We start from the raw sequence: 20054 nt of genomic DNA, 5'->3' as shown, positions 1-20054 counted from the left end.
GGGCTATAGCGGCCCTTCCATGTGGAAAAAAGCGGCAAGCACAATTGCATCCACCGCACGCGACCTTGCCAGCGATTCCTTCGACGGCGTAAGGCGGTATTCCGATGATCATCGCCTGTCCTGCCTGTTCCACCCGCTATGTGGTGCCCGATAGCGCCATCGGTATCGAAGGCCGGACGGTGCGCTGCGCCAAATGCAAGCATAGCTGGTTCCAGGACGGGCCCGAGCTGGAACTGACAGGCGACCAGGAAGTCGAACCATCACCGCCGCCGCCTCCGCCGCCCGCGCCTCCTCCGCCCCCACCCGCGCCATCACCCGAACCGGATGAGGCGGACGGTGTCAAAGTAACCCCGGAGCCACAGAGAGAAGACCCCTACGTCGAGCGAGAAGATGCTTACGATGAGGGTTATGAGGATGAACCCGATCACAGCGGAGCGCTGGAAGGTCCCCCGCCAGTTGGTGAACCATCCCCTCCACCGACGCCCATGCCGGAGCCCGATGCGGACTATTCGCAGTTCGACTACGAACCCCCGTTCAAGCCGCGTCGCAACCCGCTCAAGATATGGACCGCAGTCGCCGCCGTCTTCGCGCTGCTGGCAGTCGGAACGATTGGCTTCGTATCCTATTATGGGCCGCCTGACTGGCTGCCGGTCAGCAAGCCGACGTTCGGGCTCGACCAGCCCGACCTCGTGCTCGATTTCCCACCCGACCAGCAAGACCGGCGTACGCTTCCCAATGACAGCATCCTGTTTGCTGTGAGCGGCACGATCACAAATGTCGGGCGTGAGACGCGGCGCGTGCCCAACGTGCTGATCGCGCTCTACGATGCCAGCAACCAGCGGGTGTATCGCTGGGAGATCGTCCCGCCCGTGGAAACATTGGCTCCAGGTGAGAGCGTATCCATCAACGAAGCCAATAACGAAGTGCCGAAGCGCGCCCGGACGGCACGCATCGGCTGGAGCCCCAGCTGACTTTTTCGCGCCGCGCGCACCCAATCGCGCAAACCGGCTTGCAGGCTCCAAGACTCGCTGCTAGGGGCGCGCTCCTACCTACCCCGGGACCTGCAATTGGCGGTCCTGACTGTGTGCGGTCGTGGCGGAACTGGTAGACGCGCAACGTTGAGGTCGTTGTGGGCTAACGCCCGTGGAAGTTCGAGTCTTCTCGACCGCACCAATCCTTTCCTGGTCATGGAACAATTCCATCCACGATAGCGAAGTCGCTTGGTCGCGGGTCAATGAACTGGCTTAGATTCGACTGAATATTATCCGAGGTTCTGCGCCCAGTTGAGTGATTAACCGCACGAACACCATGCACTCGACCGTCATTGTGCTTGGACTCAATCCATTTTGAATGTAAATCCGAGTCGCATTCCAAAAGAATGTCATTGGTGGTTCCGACAGGGCGTTGGTTGTCTTTCGCTGTGAATGTCGATCGCGGGGACCACAACAGGACGAGGTCGCACAACGCTCGTTTCTGACAGTTTGCCAAGGCTGGATATCCTTGGGATTCCATTCAGCGAAACGGGCCCGGCAGGTCTTGTTTGGTGGGGAATCTATGGGCACACGCGATACGCCCGATATTGTTATCATTGACGATGATGCATTGCACGCGAGGCATCTGTGCCGACTGGCCCAGGCGCATCACTTGCAGGCATCCCGTATCGATCCGCGCAGCTACGCTGTCGGCGAGGCACCGCCCGCACAGCTGGCGCTGATCAAAAGCGACCGCGACGCCGAGCTTGTCCGCGACCTGACAGCGCAGCAACCAGACATGACCACCATCGTACTCGGCGACAGCGAACGCGCCGACCACATCATCGCCTGCATGCGGGCCGGGGCCAGTGATGTAGTGCCGGCCGACCTCTCGCATCCGGAATCGCTAGACCGCCTCCACACCCATTTCGGTCGTTGCAAGCCGAGTTCCACCAGCGAAGGATTCGAGGATCCGGTTGGGCTTGCCGGAGAAAGCAACGCTATCGACCGGCTCAGGCAATTGGTCCGCAAGATCGGTCACAGCGATACGACCTGCCTGATCGAAGGACCGACCGGTGCAGGCAAGGAGCTGGTCGCGCTGGGCCTGCACAATTGTGGTGCCCGCTGTGGCGGGCCACTTGTGGCAGTCAATTGCGGAGCCATTCCCGACGACCTCGTCGAAGGCGAATTGTTTGGCTATGAAAAAGGTGCCTTCAGCGGAGCGGTGAATTCTTATCCCGGCAAGCTGGCGCTGGCGCATGGCGGCACGTTGTTCCTCGACGAGATTGGCGAGCTGAGCCTGGCTGGACAGGTCAAACTCTTGCGCGCGATCGAAGCCCGGCAATGCTATCGCTTGGGCGGCAGGGAGCCCCTCGCGTTTGATGTGCGCATCGTAGCCGCTACAAATCGCGACTTGGAAAGCGAAGTCGCTGCGGGTCGTTTCCGCAGCGATCTGTACTATCGGATTGCAGTCGCGCGGATCAAAGTACCGGCACTGGCAGAGCGCAGGGATGACATCGCGCCCCTGGCGGAGTTTTTCCTGCGGGAGATGGCGGCGGCGTCGAAACTTGAAGCCCCGACGCTGTCACCTTGTGCGATCGACGCGTTGCAGGGGCATTCCTGGCCGGGTAATGCCCGTGAACTACGCAACGTGATCGAAGTGGCATTGATCAGCCACGAGGGCGGCATGCTCTACGCCGAAGACTTGTCACTTCCCGGCAACAGCCCATCGGTTCCCCAGCAGTCACAGGTCGAAACTGCGGCCAATGGCCAGGGCCTGACCCGCTCGGCAATCGCAGAGGCGCTACGAGAATGCGATGGCAACAAGAGTGCCGCTGCACGGACTCTGGGCTGTTCGAGGATGACGCTCTACCGTCATCTCCAGCAGGCCTGAAAACCCCAAGACACTACAAGATATGCACGGAACTGTCCCTGCGATGGTGTGCTCTACACTGGTCGCCGGACCAGTGCCCGGCAAGCTGTACCACCTGTAACCCAGTGTCACTGCCATGTGTAACAAGTGACACCTTGTCCGATACATAGATTCAGATTTTATCATTTAGAAACAGTCTCATAACTTCTGGCACACCGCTTGCTTCCCAAGGCCCGCGCATGCTGCGCGCGATAGGGAGAGTGACACCGCGTGTCAGACGAGGGTGACCGGGATGAACCGACCAGCGGGGAGAGCGCAGCGCGCGACCTGCCCGATCCCGTCTACGTGAACCACTGCGCTGTGACCCTTTCGCTTTCCACCGCTGAACTCGATTTCGGACAAGCATCGGAAGCCGACCAGTCAGTGCGGGTGAAAAGCCGTTTGCGCACATCGCCAGCCTATTTCCGCCAGCTGGGCGACCTCATCCGGGCCGAATGCCGCCGCTACGACGAGACCTATGGCCTCGGCCGCAGCAAGGGAGGGAACTGAGCGATGGCAGGCTTCTCGGCAGCCTATTCGGTCGGTGAATCGCTGGTCCAGTACCTGCGCAATATCTACCCGACCGAACTGCGGGACGACCATCCGTGCCGGTTCGAACTGGCCAAGAGCGCCGATTTCTCCGAGGCCGACAGCTTCACTGAGAACACCATCTCGCTGTTTCTCTATCGCATGTCGATTGCGCAGTACCTGCATCCCGCAGGAGCGCGGCGGAATGCCCCGCCAACCTCGCGCGCGCTGCCGCTCGACCTGCATTACATGGTCACCGTCTGGAGCGACAGCAAACACACCGAGCAGCTGCTGATGGCCTGGGTAATGGCGCAGCTGCACTGGAGCCCCAATCTCGACGCTTCCACGCTGATGCAGGTCGGCGGCTGGCGCAAGGATGAGAGCATCCAGATCTCGCCGACCAATATTACCCAGGAAGACCTGTGCCGGATCTGGGACGTGATGGAGCCGACCTATCGGCTCTCCACGACTTATGTCGCGCGGGTTGTCCATATCGATGCCCCGCCACTGGCCGATGCCGCTAATGTCATCGCGACCCGCTTCGAACATGCGCAGCTGGAAGAGGAGCAGGCCTGATGCTCGCCCCGTCCCGCTCGCTGATCGACCGCCGGGTGCTTGGGGCGCTGGAACTGCTCGATGCAGCGACGGGCGAGCGGATCACTGCACCCATGCTGCTGTCTTCGCCCAGCTTGCGCTTCGTGCGCAATCGCTCGGGGCTTCATGTCGTCAACGGACTTGTTCCGCGTACTCTGCAGGAACAGCAATTGAGCAATCACCTCGACGCCTTCGATGCAGCGCCGGGCGGGCTCGCCGATGGTGCCATCGACTTCCCGATCCAGATCGCCGATCCGACCGGCCGCTACCTGCCCCGTACGCACACCATCGGCCTGCCGCGCGGGGCGCAGGCTGGCAACCCGATCCCGGTCGAGATGTTCCTCTCGCCTGCAGGGCCGGTCGGCCAGAACTGGTCGGGAATCCGAGCAACGCTGAGACAACAGGTTCCCGGCGGCGAAATCCCGCTGGCAGGCGCTCGTGTCGGCCTGGTGCGCGACAGCGACGACCAGTTGCTGGGCAGCGGCATCTCGGATGCTCGCGGCGAAGTTCTGGCGCTCGCGGTCGGCATCCCGATCATCGATTTCACGGTCGGCCCGACGCCATCCCCGACCCCCGCTCCGGTGCCGACCCCGGCACCAACGCCCGCACCGGCCCCAGCGCCGGTCGGGACCAAGAAAGTCGCCACGCGGCTCCAAATCGAAACTGCCCCGGGCCTGCCATGGCCGACCGACCCGGACGCCATAACTGCAAGCGGCCAGACTTGGGTGCCCGTTGCCGGGGACCTGCCGACACTGGAGCTGGAGACAGGCCGCATCCTCGCGGACGGCCTCAGCTTCCTGCTCGAACCTGAGACATAGGAACGGAGGTCTCACAATGCCTGAATATCTAGCTCCTGGCGTGTATGTCGAAGAGACTAGCTTTCGCGCCAAATCGATCCAGGGGGTGGGCACCAGCACCACCGCCTTCGTCGGCCCGACCCGCAAGGGACCGCTCGGCATGGCATCCGATGTCATCACTAGCTTCGGTGAGTTCGAGCGGATCTATGGCGGGCTCGCCAATCTGTCGGTTGGTGGGACACCGGGTACGAACTTTGTGGCCCATGCGGCCAAGGCGTTCTTCGACAATGGCGGCGGACGACTCTATATTGCCCGCACCTTCACTGCGGAGCAGGTCACGACCCCGTCGACCCGGACGATCGCAGCGAATTCCGCCAGCGCCGACGTGCTCGATGCCAGCGACGCCGTGGTTGCCAGCTTCCGTGCCCGTTCGCCCGGGACCGGTCTCAACGGCTACATCATTGCCTACCAGAAACTGACTCCGGCAACGGCTACAACGCTGAATGCGGCACCTACCGGATCGATGGTTCAGACCGGTGGCAACACGTATTTCGTGAAGGCTGCCGATGGCGTCTGGAATGTCGAGACCCCCGCTGGTGATGGTTCCGACGCGCTAAATCTCGCGGCGGTGCCCGCCGACGCACAGCTCGTAACAGTCAATCTCGAAATCAGGCCAGGTGCGACAAGCTCGACCGATGATGCCGAAGGCGGCCCGATCGTTCTGGAAGGCCTCGGGTTCGGCCCCGGCCACCCGCGCCGACTGCCCGATGCACTATCCGAAACTCCCAGCAGCCGCGGCAATGCCTTGTCGCAACCCTACTGGTTCGATGACGACCCCGATCCCACCGCCCACGCCCTGCGGCTGGCGATGTTTGGGTCAGATGCCGAGGTAAGCGTCCCCTACCAGCTGACCGGAGGGCTCGACGGCAACGCCAGCGTCGTCAGCGATACCGATGACGAAATCCTCAGCTACGAGGAAGCGCTCGCGCTGCTGGAAGAGGTGAACGATATTTCCATCGTCGCTGCTCCGGGTAGTTCTGCCACGGCAGCGTCGCAAGGCGTGCATAATGCGCTGATCTCGCATGCCGAGCGGATGAAGTATCGTGTCGCGGTGCTCGACACGCCGCCGGCACAGTCGGTCGGCGATGCCCGCGATGTGCGCGCAGCGCTCGATAGCAAGCACGCCGCGCTCTACTATCCGTGGGTCATCGTGCCCAACCCTTCGGCCCGGCCCTCGGACGACACCATCCCCAAGGAACTTGCGCTGCCACCCTCTGGCTTCATGTGCGGGATCTATGCCCGCAACGATGTCCAGCGCGGGGTCTGGAAAGCACCCGCCAACGAAGTCGTGCGCGGAGCCCTGCGGTTCGAACGCGAGCTGTCGAAGGGCGAGCAGGAAGTGCTCAACCCCGAAGGCATCAATTGCCTGCGAACCTTCTTCGGGCGCGGCAACAGGGTGTGGGGTGCGCGCACGATCAGCAGCGATCCGGAATGGATCTATGTCAACGTGCGGCGCTACTTCAACTATGTCGAAAACTCGATCGACCGGTCGACCCAGTGGGCCGTGTTCGAGCCGAATGGACCGGCGCTGTGGTCGAATATCACCGACACGATCTCTTCCTTCCTGTTTGCCGAATGGCGCTCCGGAGCCCTGCTCGGGGCCAGCCCTGAGGAAGCCTATTTCGTGCGCTGCGATCGTTCGACCATGACCCAGGCCGATCTCGATAACGGGCGGCTCATCTGTGAAATCGGCATTGCGGCGATCAAGCCTGCCGAATTCGTCATCTTCCGCATCGGTCAGAAGACCGCTGACGCAACCAGCTGAGGAGAGACACCATGCCTGATCGCAATTCTCCATATAACGCGTTCAACTTCACCGTCGCTTTCGGCAACGGGGATATTGAAGGCGGCTTTTCCGAAGTCTCTGGCCTCGGGACCGAGATCACTGTCGCTGAATATCGCAACGGCAGCGACAAGCGGAACGTCGTCACCAAGATCCCCGGCATGTTCAAGGTGACCGACATCACCTTGAAGCGCGGCATCATCAATTCCGATGCCGTGTTCCAGATGTTCAAGGACTTGCAGGACGGCAAGGTCGATGACGCCAAGCAGACCGTCACCATCACGCTGATGGACGAGACAGGGGCCAATGCGGTCCAGAAGTGGGTCCTGATCGACTGCTTCGCGACCAAATACACCGGTCCTTCGCTGTCAGCCAAGGGCGGCGGCGACGTGGCGATGGAAGAGCTGACGCTGTCGCCTGGCGACATCCAGTACGAACAGGTCGCGTAAACCCCATGGTCGACGTGCCCGGCATCAGTTTCCCGCCTGCGCCTGCGCCGGTGGCGGCGGACCCCAACCGCATGGATATCGCCATGTTCGTGGGGTTCCTGCCGCTGCGCGCGGGAGCCGAGGCGGAGGCTGCACGCCTGGCACTAACCGCACAGCTGGCGCAGCAGGGGTGGGCAGACCGGGCCAATCCGGCCTCACCCGACCTGCTCGACCTGCCGGTGCGGGTGCGCTCGATCGAAGATGTCGAGCTGCTGTTCGATACCGGCGGACGGCTCGACCGGCAGGTGGCGATCGAATCGCGCCCGCTCGAGGCAGAATTCGAACTGTCAGCGGTGGACGCGACCTTCGTGGTCAATCTCGATGGTGAAGACCAGCAGGTCGAACTGCCAACGGGGACCGTTTCCCGGACCGACATACGCGATGCGCTGGCGGCGGGGCTGGACGGAGTCGAGGTCAGCATCCTCCCTGCAGTTGGCGGCAAGGCCCCGCTGCAATTCCGCCGCGCCTCGTCGGCTCCGGGGTCGCTCACCGTTTCCACCCATCCTGCCCTTGGCTTCCCGGTCGCTGCCTTCGATCAGTCGCAAGGCGTGGGCGCACCCATGGGCGTCGCCCTACGCAGCTTTTTCGCTTCAGGTGGCAGGGAGGCGGTGATCGTGCGAATGGGCGATCCGCCGCCGCTCTATGGCAGCGAGGCCGATCGCGTTGCCGCACTTGCGACGCTGGTGGGCTACGGCTTCGGCGACAGCACTACTTCGATAGCGGAATTGTTGGACGATACCGTGCCTGAGCTGCCCGGTGCCTTCCCTACCCGCACTCCGTGGCATGGTCTCGCCCATCTGCTTGGGTTGCCCGATGTCGCCATGGTCCTGCTACCGGACCTGCCCGAGCTGGTCGCATCCGTACCGGGCCTCGTCCGCGAAGCCGAGGCATTGCCCCGTCCACCAGAGACGTTCCAGCCGTGCGCGCCCGAACCGGTTGCGCTTGTCCAAGGCGCGCTCGCCGAATCCAAGCCGGCTTCGGTCGATGCCGACGGGCTGGAACTGTGGTCGCGGATCGCTGCGTGGGCGGGTGAACAGGTGGCGCGAATCTCGCCCGAGGTTATGGTGTTGTGCGCCCTGCCGCTGATCGATGAAGACGCCGGCCCTTTGACCGCACTCGACGCGATGGATGTCGTGACTGACGGCAACAGTGGCGCCGGGATGGCCAATCGCCAGCTGCAGCTGGTCACACCCTGGATCACTTCCGACCTCGCCTTCGACCTGCCGGCTGGTGCCACCCCCGCCGATGGCCTGCTGGCCGGGCACATTGCAGCCTCCACCTTGGCCGCTGGGGCCTGGCGAACCGTCGCCGGGCGCAGGTTGGCCGCCAGCCAGTTTCCCTATGGCGCGCTCGAGGAGCTCTCTTTCGACCGGGCAGAACAGATCAGCGTGATCGGCTACGGCGCGCGCGGGCCCACGATCCTGTCTGACCGGACGACTGAGCTGGGCACCTACAACCAGGCCAATATCCGGCGGCTCACTGCCCTGATCCTGCGCGCAGCCCGCATCCGCGGTGAAAGCGTCGTCTTCGAAGCCAATGGCGAGCTGTTCTGGCGCGACACACGCATGGTGATCTCCACGCTGTTGCGCCAGCTCCATTCTGCCGGTGCCTTGCGCGGCCAGCGCGAAGAAGAAGCGTTTCAGGTCCGCTGCGGCCGCGACACCATGTCGCAGGCCGATATCGATGCCGGGCGGGCCATTGCCGAAGTAACCTTCGCCCCAGCCCATTCGATCGAGTTCATCGAAGTCAGCCTGCTCGCCACCAATGGCACCATTGCCCCGGGGCTGGCTGCGCAAGGGAGGATCGCCGCATGAGCTTTCTCCCGCTGTTCCGCTTCCGGGTCGATTTTCACAGCACTACGATCGACGATCCGTCTTCGGGCGCGGCGCAACCAATCTGCTCGGGCCAGTTCTCCGAAGTCGCCGGCTTCGATGCCAGCATGGAGCCGCACACCATTACTGAAGGCGGGCGCAACTGGGGCGAGATTCACCGCGCCGGAAAGACCACTTTCGCCACGCTGGTGCTCAAGCGCGGGATGACATCGGACCGGGGCTTGTGGACCTGGTTCCAGGGGGTTGCGAACGGGGCCTATGCCTATCGCCTCAATGCCCGCGTGGTGATGCTGGGCGCGGCCGAGGATGTCACCGGCTCGGGCCAAATGAGCTGGGAGTTCGCCAACTGCCTGCCGATCAAGCTCAAGGCCGCTGACCTGTCCTCCTCCTCCAGCGAGATCGGAATCGAGGAGCTGCACCTCAATCATGAAGGCATGAAGCTGCTGGAAGGGAGCGCTGCATGAGCGACGATGCCGGACAGGGCGTGAATGTCGTCCACGCCAAGCTCAAGCCGGTCACCGACCAGGACGGTGCCCAGCTGTCCGAAGCGGACAAGGATGCGGCGGCCATCGAAGTCCAGTTCAACCCCGAAACGCTCGACATCTCGCTGTCCAACAACTTCAAGGAAAGCTCCGGCGACAGCCCGACCCAGCTGGTCGACGAAGCCTCAGCCCAGCTGAGCCTGGAGTTGCAGTTCGACACCACTGACACCGGGGTCGATGTTCGCCAGAGAACGCATGAAGTCGCCAAGTTCCTCAAGCCACTCGACATCACTCGTGAAGTCGAACGCGGCGACCCGCTGCCACCGCCGATGGTGGTCGAGTTCGACTGGGGGGCGATTGTCTTCCAGGGCTATATGGACAGCTATTCCGAGACGCTTGAATTCTTCTCGCACGATGGCGTGCCATTGCGGGCCAAAGTCTCGATTTCGCTGACCCAGCAGGAGCGCAGTTTCGACCCGCGCCAGAAGAAAGACAGCGAAGGCAATGACGCTGGTCCCTATTCCAACGATGCGGTCAACAACGATCCCTTCGCCTCCGGTGCGGTCGAGCAATCGGTCGATCCCAATGCCCCCATGGACAATGCCGCCGCAGCGGCCAATGGGGTCGAAGACCCGCGCCAGCCCAATGTCGACAAGGTCGCCTTGCCGGAGAAATCAGGCAAGCTCGGCCGTGCCGCGGCTGCCTTCGCCCAAGCCGGTGCGAGCCTTGGGGCAGGCCTCGGCGGAGGCCTCAGCGCCGGAATCGGTGGGGGCATCGGTGGGGGTATTAGCGCGGGAGCCGGCATCGGGATCGGCGCATCGGCCGGGGCGGGTTTTGGTGTCTCCGGAGGCGTTGGCTTTGGAGCATCGGCAGGGGCCGGATTCGGCGTGTCTGCGGGGGCAGGTTTCGGAGCCTCTGCAGGAGCCAGCCTGGGTGTTTCGGCAGGGGCAAGTTTTGGAGCCAGCGCCGGCGCGAGCATCGGGGGGGGACTGTCTGCAGGCGCAGGATTTACTGCAGGAGGCACGACGGGAGCCTTCTCCGGACTCTCCACCAAGCCACCGAAGCTCGAGCTGAAACCGGTCAAGCTGCCCACTGTCACTGTCGCCAAGACCGCCACCACCGGCTCCGCTTCGCTCGGTGGTGCGCTCAAGGTGGAAAGCGGCGGCAGCCTGTCGGCCAAGGTCGGCACATCCATTACATTCGGGGAGGGCTGAGCCGATGCCGGTAATCATCGAGGAAGTGACAGCCGAAGCCATCAAGCCGGTGGCTCCGACCAAGACTGCCCAGCCACCCACCGAACAACCAGGTGATGCCACCGTCGAAACGCGGCGGATCATCGCCCAGATTCGCCGTTCCGAAGCACGCGCTCAGCGGCTGCGAGCGGATTGAGGGGGCGGCATGACTCAACCGAGCGAATCCCTCCTCTTCTACAATGCCATCCCCCGGTTGGAGGTTGATGGCGAAGAAGACGTCATGGCCGCACTGCTGCTGCAGGCGATGGAGATGACGGAAAGCGAGGGCGGGCTGTCGTCGCTGGAAATGAGCTTCAAGAACGCTGCCAATGTCGAAAATTCTGGCAATGAGATGCCGTTCGAAACATCGTCCAACACCACGCTGTCGCTGGGCGCTGAAATCCGGGTGGTGACCGGTCCCAACCACGATCCCCAGGAAATCTTCCACGGTCAGATCACCGGCCTCGAACTGGTGATGGACGGTGCGACCACCCCTCAGCTGATCGTGCTCGCCGAAGACAAGCTCCAGAGCGCCCGGCTGCAGCGGCGGACCAAGTTATTCACGGACGTAACGCTTGGAGACCTCGTTGATGCCGTCGCGCAGGAAAGCGGGCTGACCGTGGTTGCTGCCGAACTCGACATGAGCATCCCGCAGGAAGTGCAGGCGAACGAGACCGACCTCGGCTTCCTGCGCCGCGTGTGCGCCCGCTTCGATGTCGACTTCCAGATTGTCGGTACCGAACTCCACATCTCGCCGCGCGCACTGGTTGATCGCGGCACGCGCGAAGTCGAGTTCGGCCAGACACTGACGTGCTTTCGCGCACTCGCCGACTTGGCCGACCAGGTCAGCGAAGTGACGCTGTCGGGCTGGGATCATGCCGCCAATGCCGGCTTCGATGTCACCAGTGGTGCCGGTGTGCAGTCCGGCGCCGGGCATGGCCGCAAGGGGCACGAGTTCCTCGACGAGCATTTCTCTGCCCGTTCCGAACACATCGGCGAGATTGCGGTTTCAACGCAGGAAGAGGGGCAAGCGATTGCCGATGCCATGCACTCGGCCCGCCAGCGCCGCTTCGTTTGCGCCGAAGGCACGATCACCGGCGATCCCAGCCTGCGGGTCGGAACGCTGCTCGAAGTGTCCGGTGTCGGCCCGCGCTTCGAGAATACCTACTACGTTACTCACGCCCAACATCACTTCAGCCGCGACGGCAGCGGCTATGTGACCGATTTCCGCGCTGAATGCGCGTTCTGGGGAGGATGAGATGACCGTCCACACCCCTCTTGCCAGCACCATTGCCGGTATGTCGCTTGCCTATGGCGAAGTGATCAATGTCGACGATCCACAGGGCGTCTATCGCGTCCAGGTCAAGCTCCACGGCTTTGACGGGCCGGAAAACCAGGACTCGTCAATCTGGGCCAGGGTGATCGCACCATTTGCCGGCAATGGACACGGCGCGGTGATGTTGCCCGATGTCGGGCATCAGGTGGTGGTTGGTTTCGTTGCCGGTGACCGGAATTACCCGATCGTGCTGGGCGCACTCTACACCGGCGAGGCCACACCGGCCGAGGAGCCCGTCGATGGCGGCGCGGTCAAGCGGTGGGCGCTGACCGGCAGCGGCGGCACGCAAATCCTGATGGACGAAAGCGGTGGTTCGGAAATCACCATGGAGACCGCCGGTGGCGTCAAGGTCGTGGTGACCGATGCCGGGACCAAGGTCGAAGTTACCAATGGCTCGGGCTCGATGATCATCGAACCATCTGGCGTCAGCGTCCAGACCGGAGCCAAGGTCACCATCGATGCCAGCACGATCGAAGTGAATTCCGGCATGGTGACAGTCAACGCCGGGCTCTCCAAGTTCTCCGGCGTCGTCCAGTGCGACACCATGATCGCGACCACAGTCGTCGCCAGCACCTACACACCGGGGGCGGGCAACATATGGTAGGGCATCCCGTCATATTGCGCGGCCTGTCTTTGCCTGGCCTTTCCTCCGATACTTCCGGGCCCACGGTCCTGTCGATTATCGAGCAGGACTTCCTTGGCTGGTTCCTGACCCGCCTGGAAACCGACGAAGGGCGGCAGGCGCTCGGCCCTCGCGATGCCTTTGGCGCGCGTAACGGGCGGTTGTTTCAGCCGGTCCACCGGGCCTTCAACCTCGTGGCCGTCGAAGTCGCCTGCGAAGTCGAAGGCATGCCGCGGCTCGACCCGAAGAAGATCCTGGGTGCTGGGGTCACCATGCGCCGAAATGTCAGCGCGGCTGAAGCCAATGCTGCGGGTCCGGGCGACACTTATGCGACCTATGCCTCCGGCCTCTATGGCTGGAAGACCCGCGAAGGAAAGATCCTCGGCTGGAGACCTGTGACAGGCGGCACTGGGCGCTTTGCCCCCGATGTCTCTGCGGAATATCGACAGCTTGCTGCTCAGGGCCGCAACAGCAAGGTACTGTCCAGAGCCACCGGCCTCTCCAGCGAAGAGCAGGACGCGAGCGAGAGCTTCACCCCGCTCTTCGCTGCGCCTGACGAACTCTGCAGGAAGCTTGGCAAGACCATCCTCTATGGCTACCTGCCGGTTACGTCTGAGGAGCGTTCCGAAGAGGATGCGGCACCGTCTGCGCCCTTCTCGGAAGGCGACATTCGCGAACGCCTGCCCAGCTTGCTGTGGAGCACCGCGCGAAAGGATGACGAAGCTCCGATTGCTCCAGCCGCCAATCAAACAGTCCTCACTGCCAGTGCCGCCAATCCGTCAGCCTCGCTCGATGTCGTGTTGTCAGCACTGCGCTATCTCTCGCAGGAAACCGGCCTGTTCCTCGAAGACCCGCCCGGCGCTGCGCTTCGCACTGAATTGGGGCGCTATAGCGTCAAGCTGCACGGGCAGACCACCAACACAGATTTCTATGACTTCCTCAAGACCGCCAACCAGTCGCTGGTGGAGCGCAACCCTGCCATCACGCACCAGCCGCTGCCGATCAGCTGGCCTTCCTTCACCCAGGCGCAAGAGACCGATATCGTCGAAGCGGCGCTGGAGGCGGTGCAAGCGCGCTGGGCCGAGCTGAGCCCGGGAGAAACACGCTACCAGAACCTCGACGCGCAGTACGAACTCCAGGCATTCGTCCGGGTCGATCGGTCCGACTGCGGTTGCCCACCGCAGACGGTGTGGACCGAGCCGCGCCCCGACGTCACCATCGTGCCCTGGTACGAAGGCGGCGAAGCCCCTCCCAAGATCATCGAACTTCCAAGCCCTACGGGTCTCAAGGGTAAAATAATGCCCAATGTCGCATTCAAGGTACCGGAAGACATCCAGAAGTTCATGTCGGGGCTCAAGCTCGACAAGCTGATGGAAGGCGAACAGCCAGCCGACAAGCTCGGCTGGGGCATGATCTGCGGCTTCTCGATCCCGATCATCACGATCTGTGCGTTCATAGTGCTGCAGATCTTCCTGTCGCTGTTTCACATCCTGTTCTGGTGGTTGCCGTTCATCCGCATCTGCATCCCCTTCCCGAAGAAGGTGAGTGGATAGATGAGCGCCAAGCCCCTCCTCGCCCCACGCCCCTCGCATCTTCCCCGGCTCCAGTTGGGTTGGCCGCTGTCGCCCACGCCTATCGCAGGCAGTTTGCTCTATCCCGATCTCGACCGCTCGATCCGCGACCAGATCAAGGTGATCCTGCTTACCCAGCCCGGCGAGATGCTGCTCCAGCCGAGCTTCGGTGCCGGGCTCGAGGTCATGCTGCATCAGCCCAACACCCTGGGGTCGCGGCGTCGCATCCGCGACCTGGTGCAGAAGTCGGTCGACCGTTGGGAGCGCCGGATCATGCTCGACGCGGTCGATGTGTGGGAGATCGAAGGCCGGCCCGACGCCGTGCGGGTCGAGCTCGCCTATCGCATCAAGCGCACAGGCACCGCGCATCAATTCCATTTCGATTTTGCCTTGGGAAGCTGAGCCATGCCGATACCCTTCTACAATTTGCATGATCAGACCGCCGAGCAGCTGGCCGACGAAATGATCCGGCAGATTCCGGCGCATACCCCGGAATGGCGCAACCCCGCTCCGGGAGATCCCGGGCGCGCGCTGATCGACCTGTTCGCATGGATGGGCGACAAGCTGCTCTACCGCATCAACCTGTTGCCTGAACGGCAGCGGCTGATGTTCCTGCGCCTGCTCGACATGCCGATGCGGCCGGCGACCCCGGCGCGCGGGCTGCTGCAATTGCGGCACGCGACGCCCAAGGACACCGCCATCGCCGAGGTCCCGGCACGCACGCTCGTAAAAGGGCCGGTCGAGTTCGAAACCGTAGACGCGGGCTATGTCCTGCCGGTTAGCGGCGCTGTCTACGTCAAGCGTCTGCCCACCACTGAGGAATCGAGCACGGTAGAAGGCATCCAGCAGTCGTTGCAGGCGGTCTATGACCTGCAAAGCTCCGCGCCCTATGTCACGACACCGCTGTTCGCCAATGGCAAGGCCAAGCCCGAAGGCTTCGACATCGCCCGCGACACGCTCGATCAGAGCCTGTGGGTCGCCTTGCTGGCTCCCGAGCCACCGGAGGACAAGGCGGCGTTCCGTGACCGGGTCTTCACCCGCAACGGCAACCAACCGCTATTGCTCAACATCGGCTTCGCTCCGCAGGCCGAGGTGCCACTGGAAGCGCAGTCGATCGATGCACCCAAGCCGCGGGCGGAGAACTGGGTCTGGCAAATGCCGACCAAACAGGTGCGGCCCGATGGCCTCCCTGCGTACACCACGCTAGCCCCGCCGATTGCCAATTCGACGCGTGGGTTCACACAATCGGGCGTGTTGCGCATGGTGCTGCCCGATGCCGGCGACATCGGCTTGCCCGAGAACGATCCTGATATCGATGTCCTCGCCGGAGTTGGCGACCGGCCACCGCGGATTGATGACGAAGCCATTGCGGCGCGGTTGGTCGGCTGGATCCGCATGGCCCCGCGCGAACGCGCCGAGACACTCAACCTGTCGTGGCTGGGCATCAACAGCGTCGAGATCATACAGCAGCGCTCGCTGCGCAATATCGTGCTGGGGGCAACCACCAGCGGCTCGGACCAGGTGATGCAATTGCCCGCGCAGCAGGTCGATGCCGACAGTTTCGTACTCGATGTCCAGCGGGCTGACGGAGCCTACGAGACATGGACACGGACCGACTATCTCGGGGGGCATGCTCGGCACGACCAGGTCTACCAGCTCGATGCCGAGGCAGGGCTGGTCCGGTTCGGCAACGGCGTCACCGGCAAGGTACCGCCACGCGGTGCCAAGGTTCGGGCCACGCAGCTGCGCCACGGCGGTGGGCGCGTAGGCAACCTGCCCGCACAATCGATCGATGCGATCAGCCACCCGCGTCTCAGCGCCGGACAACCAACCCCGACAGTTGGCGGTGAGGACGCTGAAACACTTGCGCAGGCGGAAACCCGCCTTCCGGGATTCCTGCGCCATGGCGACCGGGCGGTGACAGAGAAGGACTACAAGGACCTCGCACCACTAACGCCCGGCGTCGATATCGCCCGGGTCGAAGTGTTGCCCCGGTTCAAGCCTTATCAACGCCTGTCGAACGTCGCTGGTGCGGTTTCCGTGATGGTCGTTCCTCGGCCCAAGCACCTCAATGCTGCTACCCCGAGGCCCGACCGCGCTATGCTGCAGGCGGTGCAGGACTATCTCGATCCGCGCCGCCTGATCGGGACCGAGCTGCATGTGATCGGCCCGGAATACAAACCCGTCTCTGTCAGTGCCGCAATCAAGGTCCGGGATGGTGCGGAGCCTGACAAGGTTCTGGCAGCGATTGAGGAATCCTTGCGACTGTTCCTGGCCCCTGTGGAACCCGGTGGGCGCGAAGGCACCGGCTGGGCTTTGGGACGGACGATCACGAACCTTGAGCTCGAAGTCATCATTGCGCGGCTGGACGGGATCGAAGCCGTCTATGGCGTGAACCTGTTCGAACGCTCTTCCGACGGGACTTCGTGGGTCTTGCTTCCTCAGGAAGGCAGCGGGCTGCAGTCGGTGGCGCTGGAACGCTGGATGCTGCCAGACCTGGCCGAAGTCGTTCTGTCGCAGGACCCCAACGGCCCCGCCGGCTCGGTTGAAAGCATTGGCGGTGGCGGCTGGGGCGGCCAGGGAACCCCCATCCCCGTCGTGCCGGAGGTCTGCTGATGGACGCCAACGGGCATCGCTTCTGGATGCTGGCTGAGCCGGACGACTTCGATCTGTCCGATGGCACCTGCCAGTTCTCGAACGATTGCCTGCACCTGTCCGGCGATATCGCCATCCCCAAGCTCGCCCAGGCCCGCAGGGAAGCAGGCTTCGCGAGCGCGCTGCCCCCAGTTGCCGTTGGGCACTTCGACGATTGGGCCGTCTATGATCGCACTGTCCCTTTCGGCACGGCGCCTGGTTCCATTCTTGCAGCTACCAACGGCGGCGAGCTTTCCCCGATCATAGGCTTGCCAGCCAGCGCGCGTGTGCGCGACATGTGTGTCGACGAAGAAGGTGTGCTCCGCATTGCCGGTCGGATGACCGTGGGTGAAGAGGGCTTGTTTTTCGTCGACTTGCGCGGGCGGTGGGCAGACCCGGTTGCAATCCTCATCGACGGTACCGCGCCAGACCGCGTAGCCGGTCGCTGGCTCATGGAGCGGAACACTGGCCGGCTCTGGCGCGAAGCCGGTGCTGGTCTCGCTGATCTCGCCGTGCGGAGCTACGCGGACCATATCTTCCGGCCCGATCCGGAGTACGCCAATCCCCTCAGGCTCGAAGAACAGGATCCGGTCGAATTGGTCGGGACAGAGCGCATTTTCGACTGCGCCGCCCGGGCCGACGGGACGCTGGCCGTGTTGGTCGTCGGGTCGGGACCCAGCAAGAAAAGCATGATCGAGTTCATCCCCTTGCGGGGGGAAAGGCTAAGGCTCGATGTACAACTGTCAGGCTTCGCTTCCTCTATCGGCTGGATCGATCAAGACAGGATCGCCCTGACATATCCCGGTTCCCGACGCGTCGTCGTGGTCGAGGTCAGTGAGGGCGAGAACCCCGCGCTCTCGGTCGAGCCCAACCGTACGCCTTTAATACAGCCGGGATCGGCCCGGATCTGTCGCGGTACGGTTACACCGGCCCATGTCGTTCACTTTGCCGAGGGCGAAGATCGCCCGCTGGCCCATCCGCGGGCGTTGCAGGCACTTTCAATGCCGAGCTATCGCAACGAAGGTACGGCCATTGCCAGCGCCACTATCCGTGCCGAACAATCCGCCACGGTCTGGCACCGCCTGGTGTTCGAAGGCGAATTGCCAGCTGGCACCGGTATCGCCATCGACCTGCAAGTCGCCAACCGGGAAGAGGATCTCGATGCAGCGGCTTCGCACACGCATTATGCCGGCGAGATCGCTATCCCGCCGGGCGCCCCCCGGCTGGCCTGGCTCGACCTGGCGAGCGAAATCCCGCTCCATCCGGGCATGATCCATGGAGCCCGCGAAAAGAACCGGGCCGGCTGTTTCTCCGGGCTTGTCCAGAATGGCGAAACGGCTTCTCGCGAAGTCAAAGGTCGCTTCGCCCGCATAACCGTACGCTTGTTCGGCACTGGCCAGGCGAGCCCCGCCATTGCTGCCATCCGGCTCTATGCAAGCCGCTTCTCGCTGGTGAGCAACTACCTGCCAACTGTGTTCAAGCCGCCGATCGACCCGGCCGAACGCGCTACTCCCGGCGACGCTCACCCACTGGACTTCCTCGACCGCTACACTGCCAATTTCGAACGCGCCCTGACCACCATGGAAGATCGCGTCGCAGCGGCTCCTGCACTGACGGACCCAATGGCAGCTCCGAGCGAAGCGCTCGACTGGCTCGCTGGCTGGATCGGGCTGGTTATGAAAAGCGGACTCGGCGAACGCCAGCGGCGGGTGATGATCGCCAACGGCATGCGCCTTCATCGCCGCCGCGGGACCCTGCCCGGTCTCAACCTGGCCCTGGATATCGCGACCGAAGGACAGGTCGGCAGCGGCGGAATTGTCGCCATCGAGGATTTCCGCCTGCGCCGAGTGTTGGCGACAATTCTCGGGGCTGACCTGGGCACGGCATACGATCCGCTGCTGGCCGGGCCCGTCGAAAGCGGGAATTCCTTTGTCGGCAATACCCTGCACCTCGCCGATGCGGAGGAGATCAAGGAGGGGCAGGCCATGCTCTCGGCTGAGCAACAGGTCGAGATTGCCGCGCTCTACAGGGCTCCGACCGATCCAGACAAGCTCGACGAAGTGCGTGATTTCTTTGCCCAGCTGGCCTGGCGCCTGACTGTGCTGGTCCACCATGAAGTGGATGAGGCACAGCTGGGGCTGATCCGTGAAATCGCCGCACAGATGACACCGGCGCATGTCCAGCTGCGAGTCGAGAGAGCATCCAAGCCACTGATATTAGGGTTATATTCGCTGCTCGGGGTCGACAGCTACCTGCGTCCACGGCCAGGCACCTCTCCGATCATTGTCGATCATTCGAAACTCGGCGTGACCGACCAGATCCTGGCCCTGCCCTCGCTCGACCCTGCCGCCGATTATGGAGGACCGCAATCATGAGTGTATCCAACGCGCCGCCGCGCCGTGCCCTGTGGGCCGAACGGGTCGCCTATACCAACGGCATGCTGCTCGACCAGGCCGATTTCCAGGTCGAACAGAGCTATCACCGCGGGCGACTGTCGATGCTGGCGCGCTACCTCCACGGCACTGGCACAGTAGTGGGTCTCAACGTCGAAATGCACGTCGAAGAACCCCGTCGCATCGCTATCCAGCCCGGGCTTGGTGTCGACCGCGCCGGGCGGATCATCGAAAGCCCGCTGACACTCTGCCTCGATATCGATCGCTGGTACGAAGACCGGCTGGACGAGAGCCCGGATGCGGTCGAGCGCGCCTTCAACACCGGCTCTGGCGGCGATCCCGACCACATCCTGGCCGATATCTTCCTGGGTTTCCGCGAATGCGAGACCGCCAAGCGGCCCGCCTTCGAAGGCGGCGAGTTCGATGCCTTGGGCTCAATCGCGCCGCTGCGCCTGCGCGACGCCGTCGAAGCGACACTCGTCTTGCGAACGGAGGACAATCCCGCATTGCCGCGCCCTTCCGTGCCCGACGTCACCGGGGGGAATTTCAATGCCCGGCGCAGGAACCTCGACGCCAGCAAGCGCGAGGACGGTTGGCTCGAGGACATCTGGTGGGACGATTTCGACAGCGAGCTACGCGCCGATATTGAACATCCCGACCCTGGTCTGGCCGCCGATATCTTCCTTGCCCGTATCAAGATCCCGGCAGTGAGCGGCAACCCGCCAACGCTCAACGCCACCATTGCCCCGGTCATCGAGAACGAAGGGAGGCGGATGGTCTATTCCACCGCCGACCTCATCGCGCTGAGCCGCTGAAAGG

18 protein-coding genes and 1 tRNA gene are annotated in these 20054 nt (G+C 63.3%); all 19 read left to right on the top strand.

Going from position 1 to position 20054, the window contains the following annotated elements; genetic code table 11:
* The first annotated feature begins 104 nt into the window (after nt 1–104).
* The 19 genes from QPW08_RS02930 to QPW08_RS02840 all read left to right on the top strand — a co-directional run bounded on the left by QPW08_RS02930 (nt 105) and on the right by QPW08_RS02840 (nt 20050).
* Nucleotides 105–971, top strand: a complete 867-nt coding sequence (locus QPW08_RS02930) for an MJ0042-type zinc finger domain-containing protein (RefSeq protein WP_284124252.1) — start codon at nt 105–107, stop codon at nt 969–971.
* A 115-nt stretch (nt 972–1086) separates the two neighbouring features.
* Nucleotides 1087–1173: transfer RNA gene (locus QPW08_RS02925), tRNA-Leu, on the top strand.
* Nucleotides 1174–1554: 381 nt separating this feature from the next.
* Nucleotides 1555–2865, top strand: a complete 1311-nt coding sequence (locus QPW08_RS02920) for a sigma-54 interaction domain-containing protein (RefSeq protein ID WP_284124251.1) — start codon at nt 1555–1557, stop codon at nt 2863–2865.
* 249 nt (nt 2866–3114) lie between these two features.
* Entirely contained in the window at nt 3115–3393 is a 279-nt protein-coding gene (locus tag QPW08_RS02915) for a DUF3467 domain-containing protein (RefSeq protein WP_284124250.1), read from the top strand.
* Nucleotides 3394–3396: 3 nt separating this feature from the next.
* Entirely contained in the window at nt 3397–3987 is a 591-nt protein-coding gene (locus QPW08_RS02910) for a DUF4255 domain-containing protein (RefSeq protein ID WP_284124249.1), read from the top strand.
* Nucleotides 3987–4823: a hypothetical protein gene (locus QPW08_RS02905; protein WP_284124248.1), complete on the top strand. Its 837-nt coding sequence runs from the start codon at nt 3987–3989 to the stop codon at nt 4821–4823. Before QPW08_RS02910 ends, QPW08_RS02905 begins: the two co-directional genes overlap by 1 nt.
* A 16-nt stretch (nt 4824–4839) precedes the next feature.
* On the top strand, nt 4840–6627 hold the full coding sequence (locus tag QPW08_RS02900) for a phage tail sheath subtilisin-like domain-containing protein (RefSeq protein WP_284124247.1): 1788 nt from the start codon (nt 4840–4842) through the stop codon (nt 6625–6627).
* A gap of 11 nt (nt 6628–6638) precedes the next feature.
* A complete protein-coding gene (locus tag QPW08_RS02895) occupies nt 6639–7094 on the top strand; it encodes a phage tail protein (RefSeq protein ID WP_284124244.1) in 456 nt (151 codons plus the stop codon).
* Nucleotides 7095–7099: 5 nt separating this feature from the next.
* On the top strand, nt 7100–8947 hold the full coding sequence (locus QPW08_RS02890; RefSeq protein WP_284124243.1) for a hypothetical protein: 1848 nt from the start codon (nt 7100–7102) through the stop codon (nt 8945–8947).
* Nucleotides 8944–9429 carry a phage tail protein gene (locus QPW08_RS02885; RefSeq protein ID WP_284124242.1) on the top strand — a complete coding sequence of 162 codons (486 nt, stop codon included), beginning with the start codon at nt 8944–8946 and terminating at the stop codon, nt 9427–9429. Before QPW08_RS02890 ends, QPW08_RS02885 begins: the two co-directional genes overlap by 4 nt.
* Entirely contained in the window at nt 9426–10661 is a 1236-nt protein-coding gene (locus tag QPW08_RS02880; RefSeq protein WP_284124241.1) for a CIS tube protein, read from the top strand. The genes QPW08_RS02885 and QPW08_RS02880 overlap by 4 nt, the downstream gene beginning before the upstream one ends.
* 4 nt (nt 10662–10665) lie before the next feature.
* On the top strand, nt 10666–10836 hold the full coding sequence (locus tag QPW08_RS02875; protein WP_284124240.1) for a hypothetical protein: 171 nt from the start codon (nt 10666–10668) through the stop codon (nt 10834–10836).
* A gap of 9 nt (nt 10837–10845) precedes the next feature.
* A complete protein-coding gene (locus QPW08_RS02870; protein ID WP_284124238.1) occupies nt 10846–11937 on the top strand; it encodes a phage late control D family protein in 1092 nt (363 codons plus the stop codon).
* Nucleotide 11938: 1 nt separating this feature from the next.
* Nucleotides 11939–12619, top strand: coding sequence for a phage baseplate assembly protein V (locus tag QPW08_RS02865; protein ID WP_284124236.1), 681 nt, complete (start codon nt 11939–11941; stop codon nt 12617–12619).
* Nucleotides 12613–14190: a hypothetical protein gene (locus tag QPW08_RS02860; protein WP_284124235.1), complete on the top strand. Its 1578-nt coding sequence runs from the start codon at nt 12613–12615 to the stop codon at nt 14188–14190. The genes QPW08_RS02865 and QPW08_RS02860 overlap by 7 nt, the downstream gene beginning before the upstream one ends.
* Entirely contained in the window at nt 14191–14610 is a 420-nt protein-coding gene (locus QPW08_RS02855) for a GPW/gp25 family protein (protein ID WP_284124234.1), read from the top strand.
* A 3-nt stretch (nt 14611–14613) separates the two neighbouring features.
* Nucleotides 14614–16824, top strand: coding sequence for a putative baseplate assembly protein (locus tag QPW08_RS02850; RefSeq protein WP_284124233.1), 2211 nt, complete (start codon nt 14614–14616; stop codon nt 16822–16824).
* Complete coding sequence (locus QPW08_RS02845) at nt 16824–19217, top strand: phage tail protein (protein WP_284124232.1); 2394 nt, start codon at nt 16824–16826, stop codon at nt 19215–19217. The genes QPW08_RS02850 and QPW08_RS02845 overlap by 1 nt, the downstream gene beginning before the upstream one ends.
* On the top strand, nt 19214–20050 hold the full coding sequence (locus QPW08_RS02840; protein ID WP_284124231.1) for a hypothetical protein: 837 nt from the start codon (nt 19214–19216) through the stop codon (nt 20048–20050). Before QPW08_RS02845 ends, QPW08_RS02840 begins: the two co-directional genes overlap by 4 nt.
* Nucleotides 20051–20054 lie beyond the last annotated feature (4 nt).

The sequence above is a fragment of the Parerythrobacter aestuarii genome, assembly GCF_030140925.1.
Classification (GTDB): domain Bacteria; phylum Pseudomonadota; class Alphaproteobacteria; order Sphingomonadales; family Sphingomonadaceae; genus Parerythrobacter; species Parerythrobacter aestuarii.
This window is presented reverse-complemented; position numbering and strand designations above follow the sequence as displayed.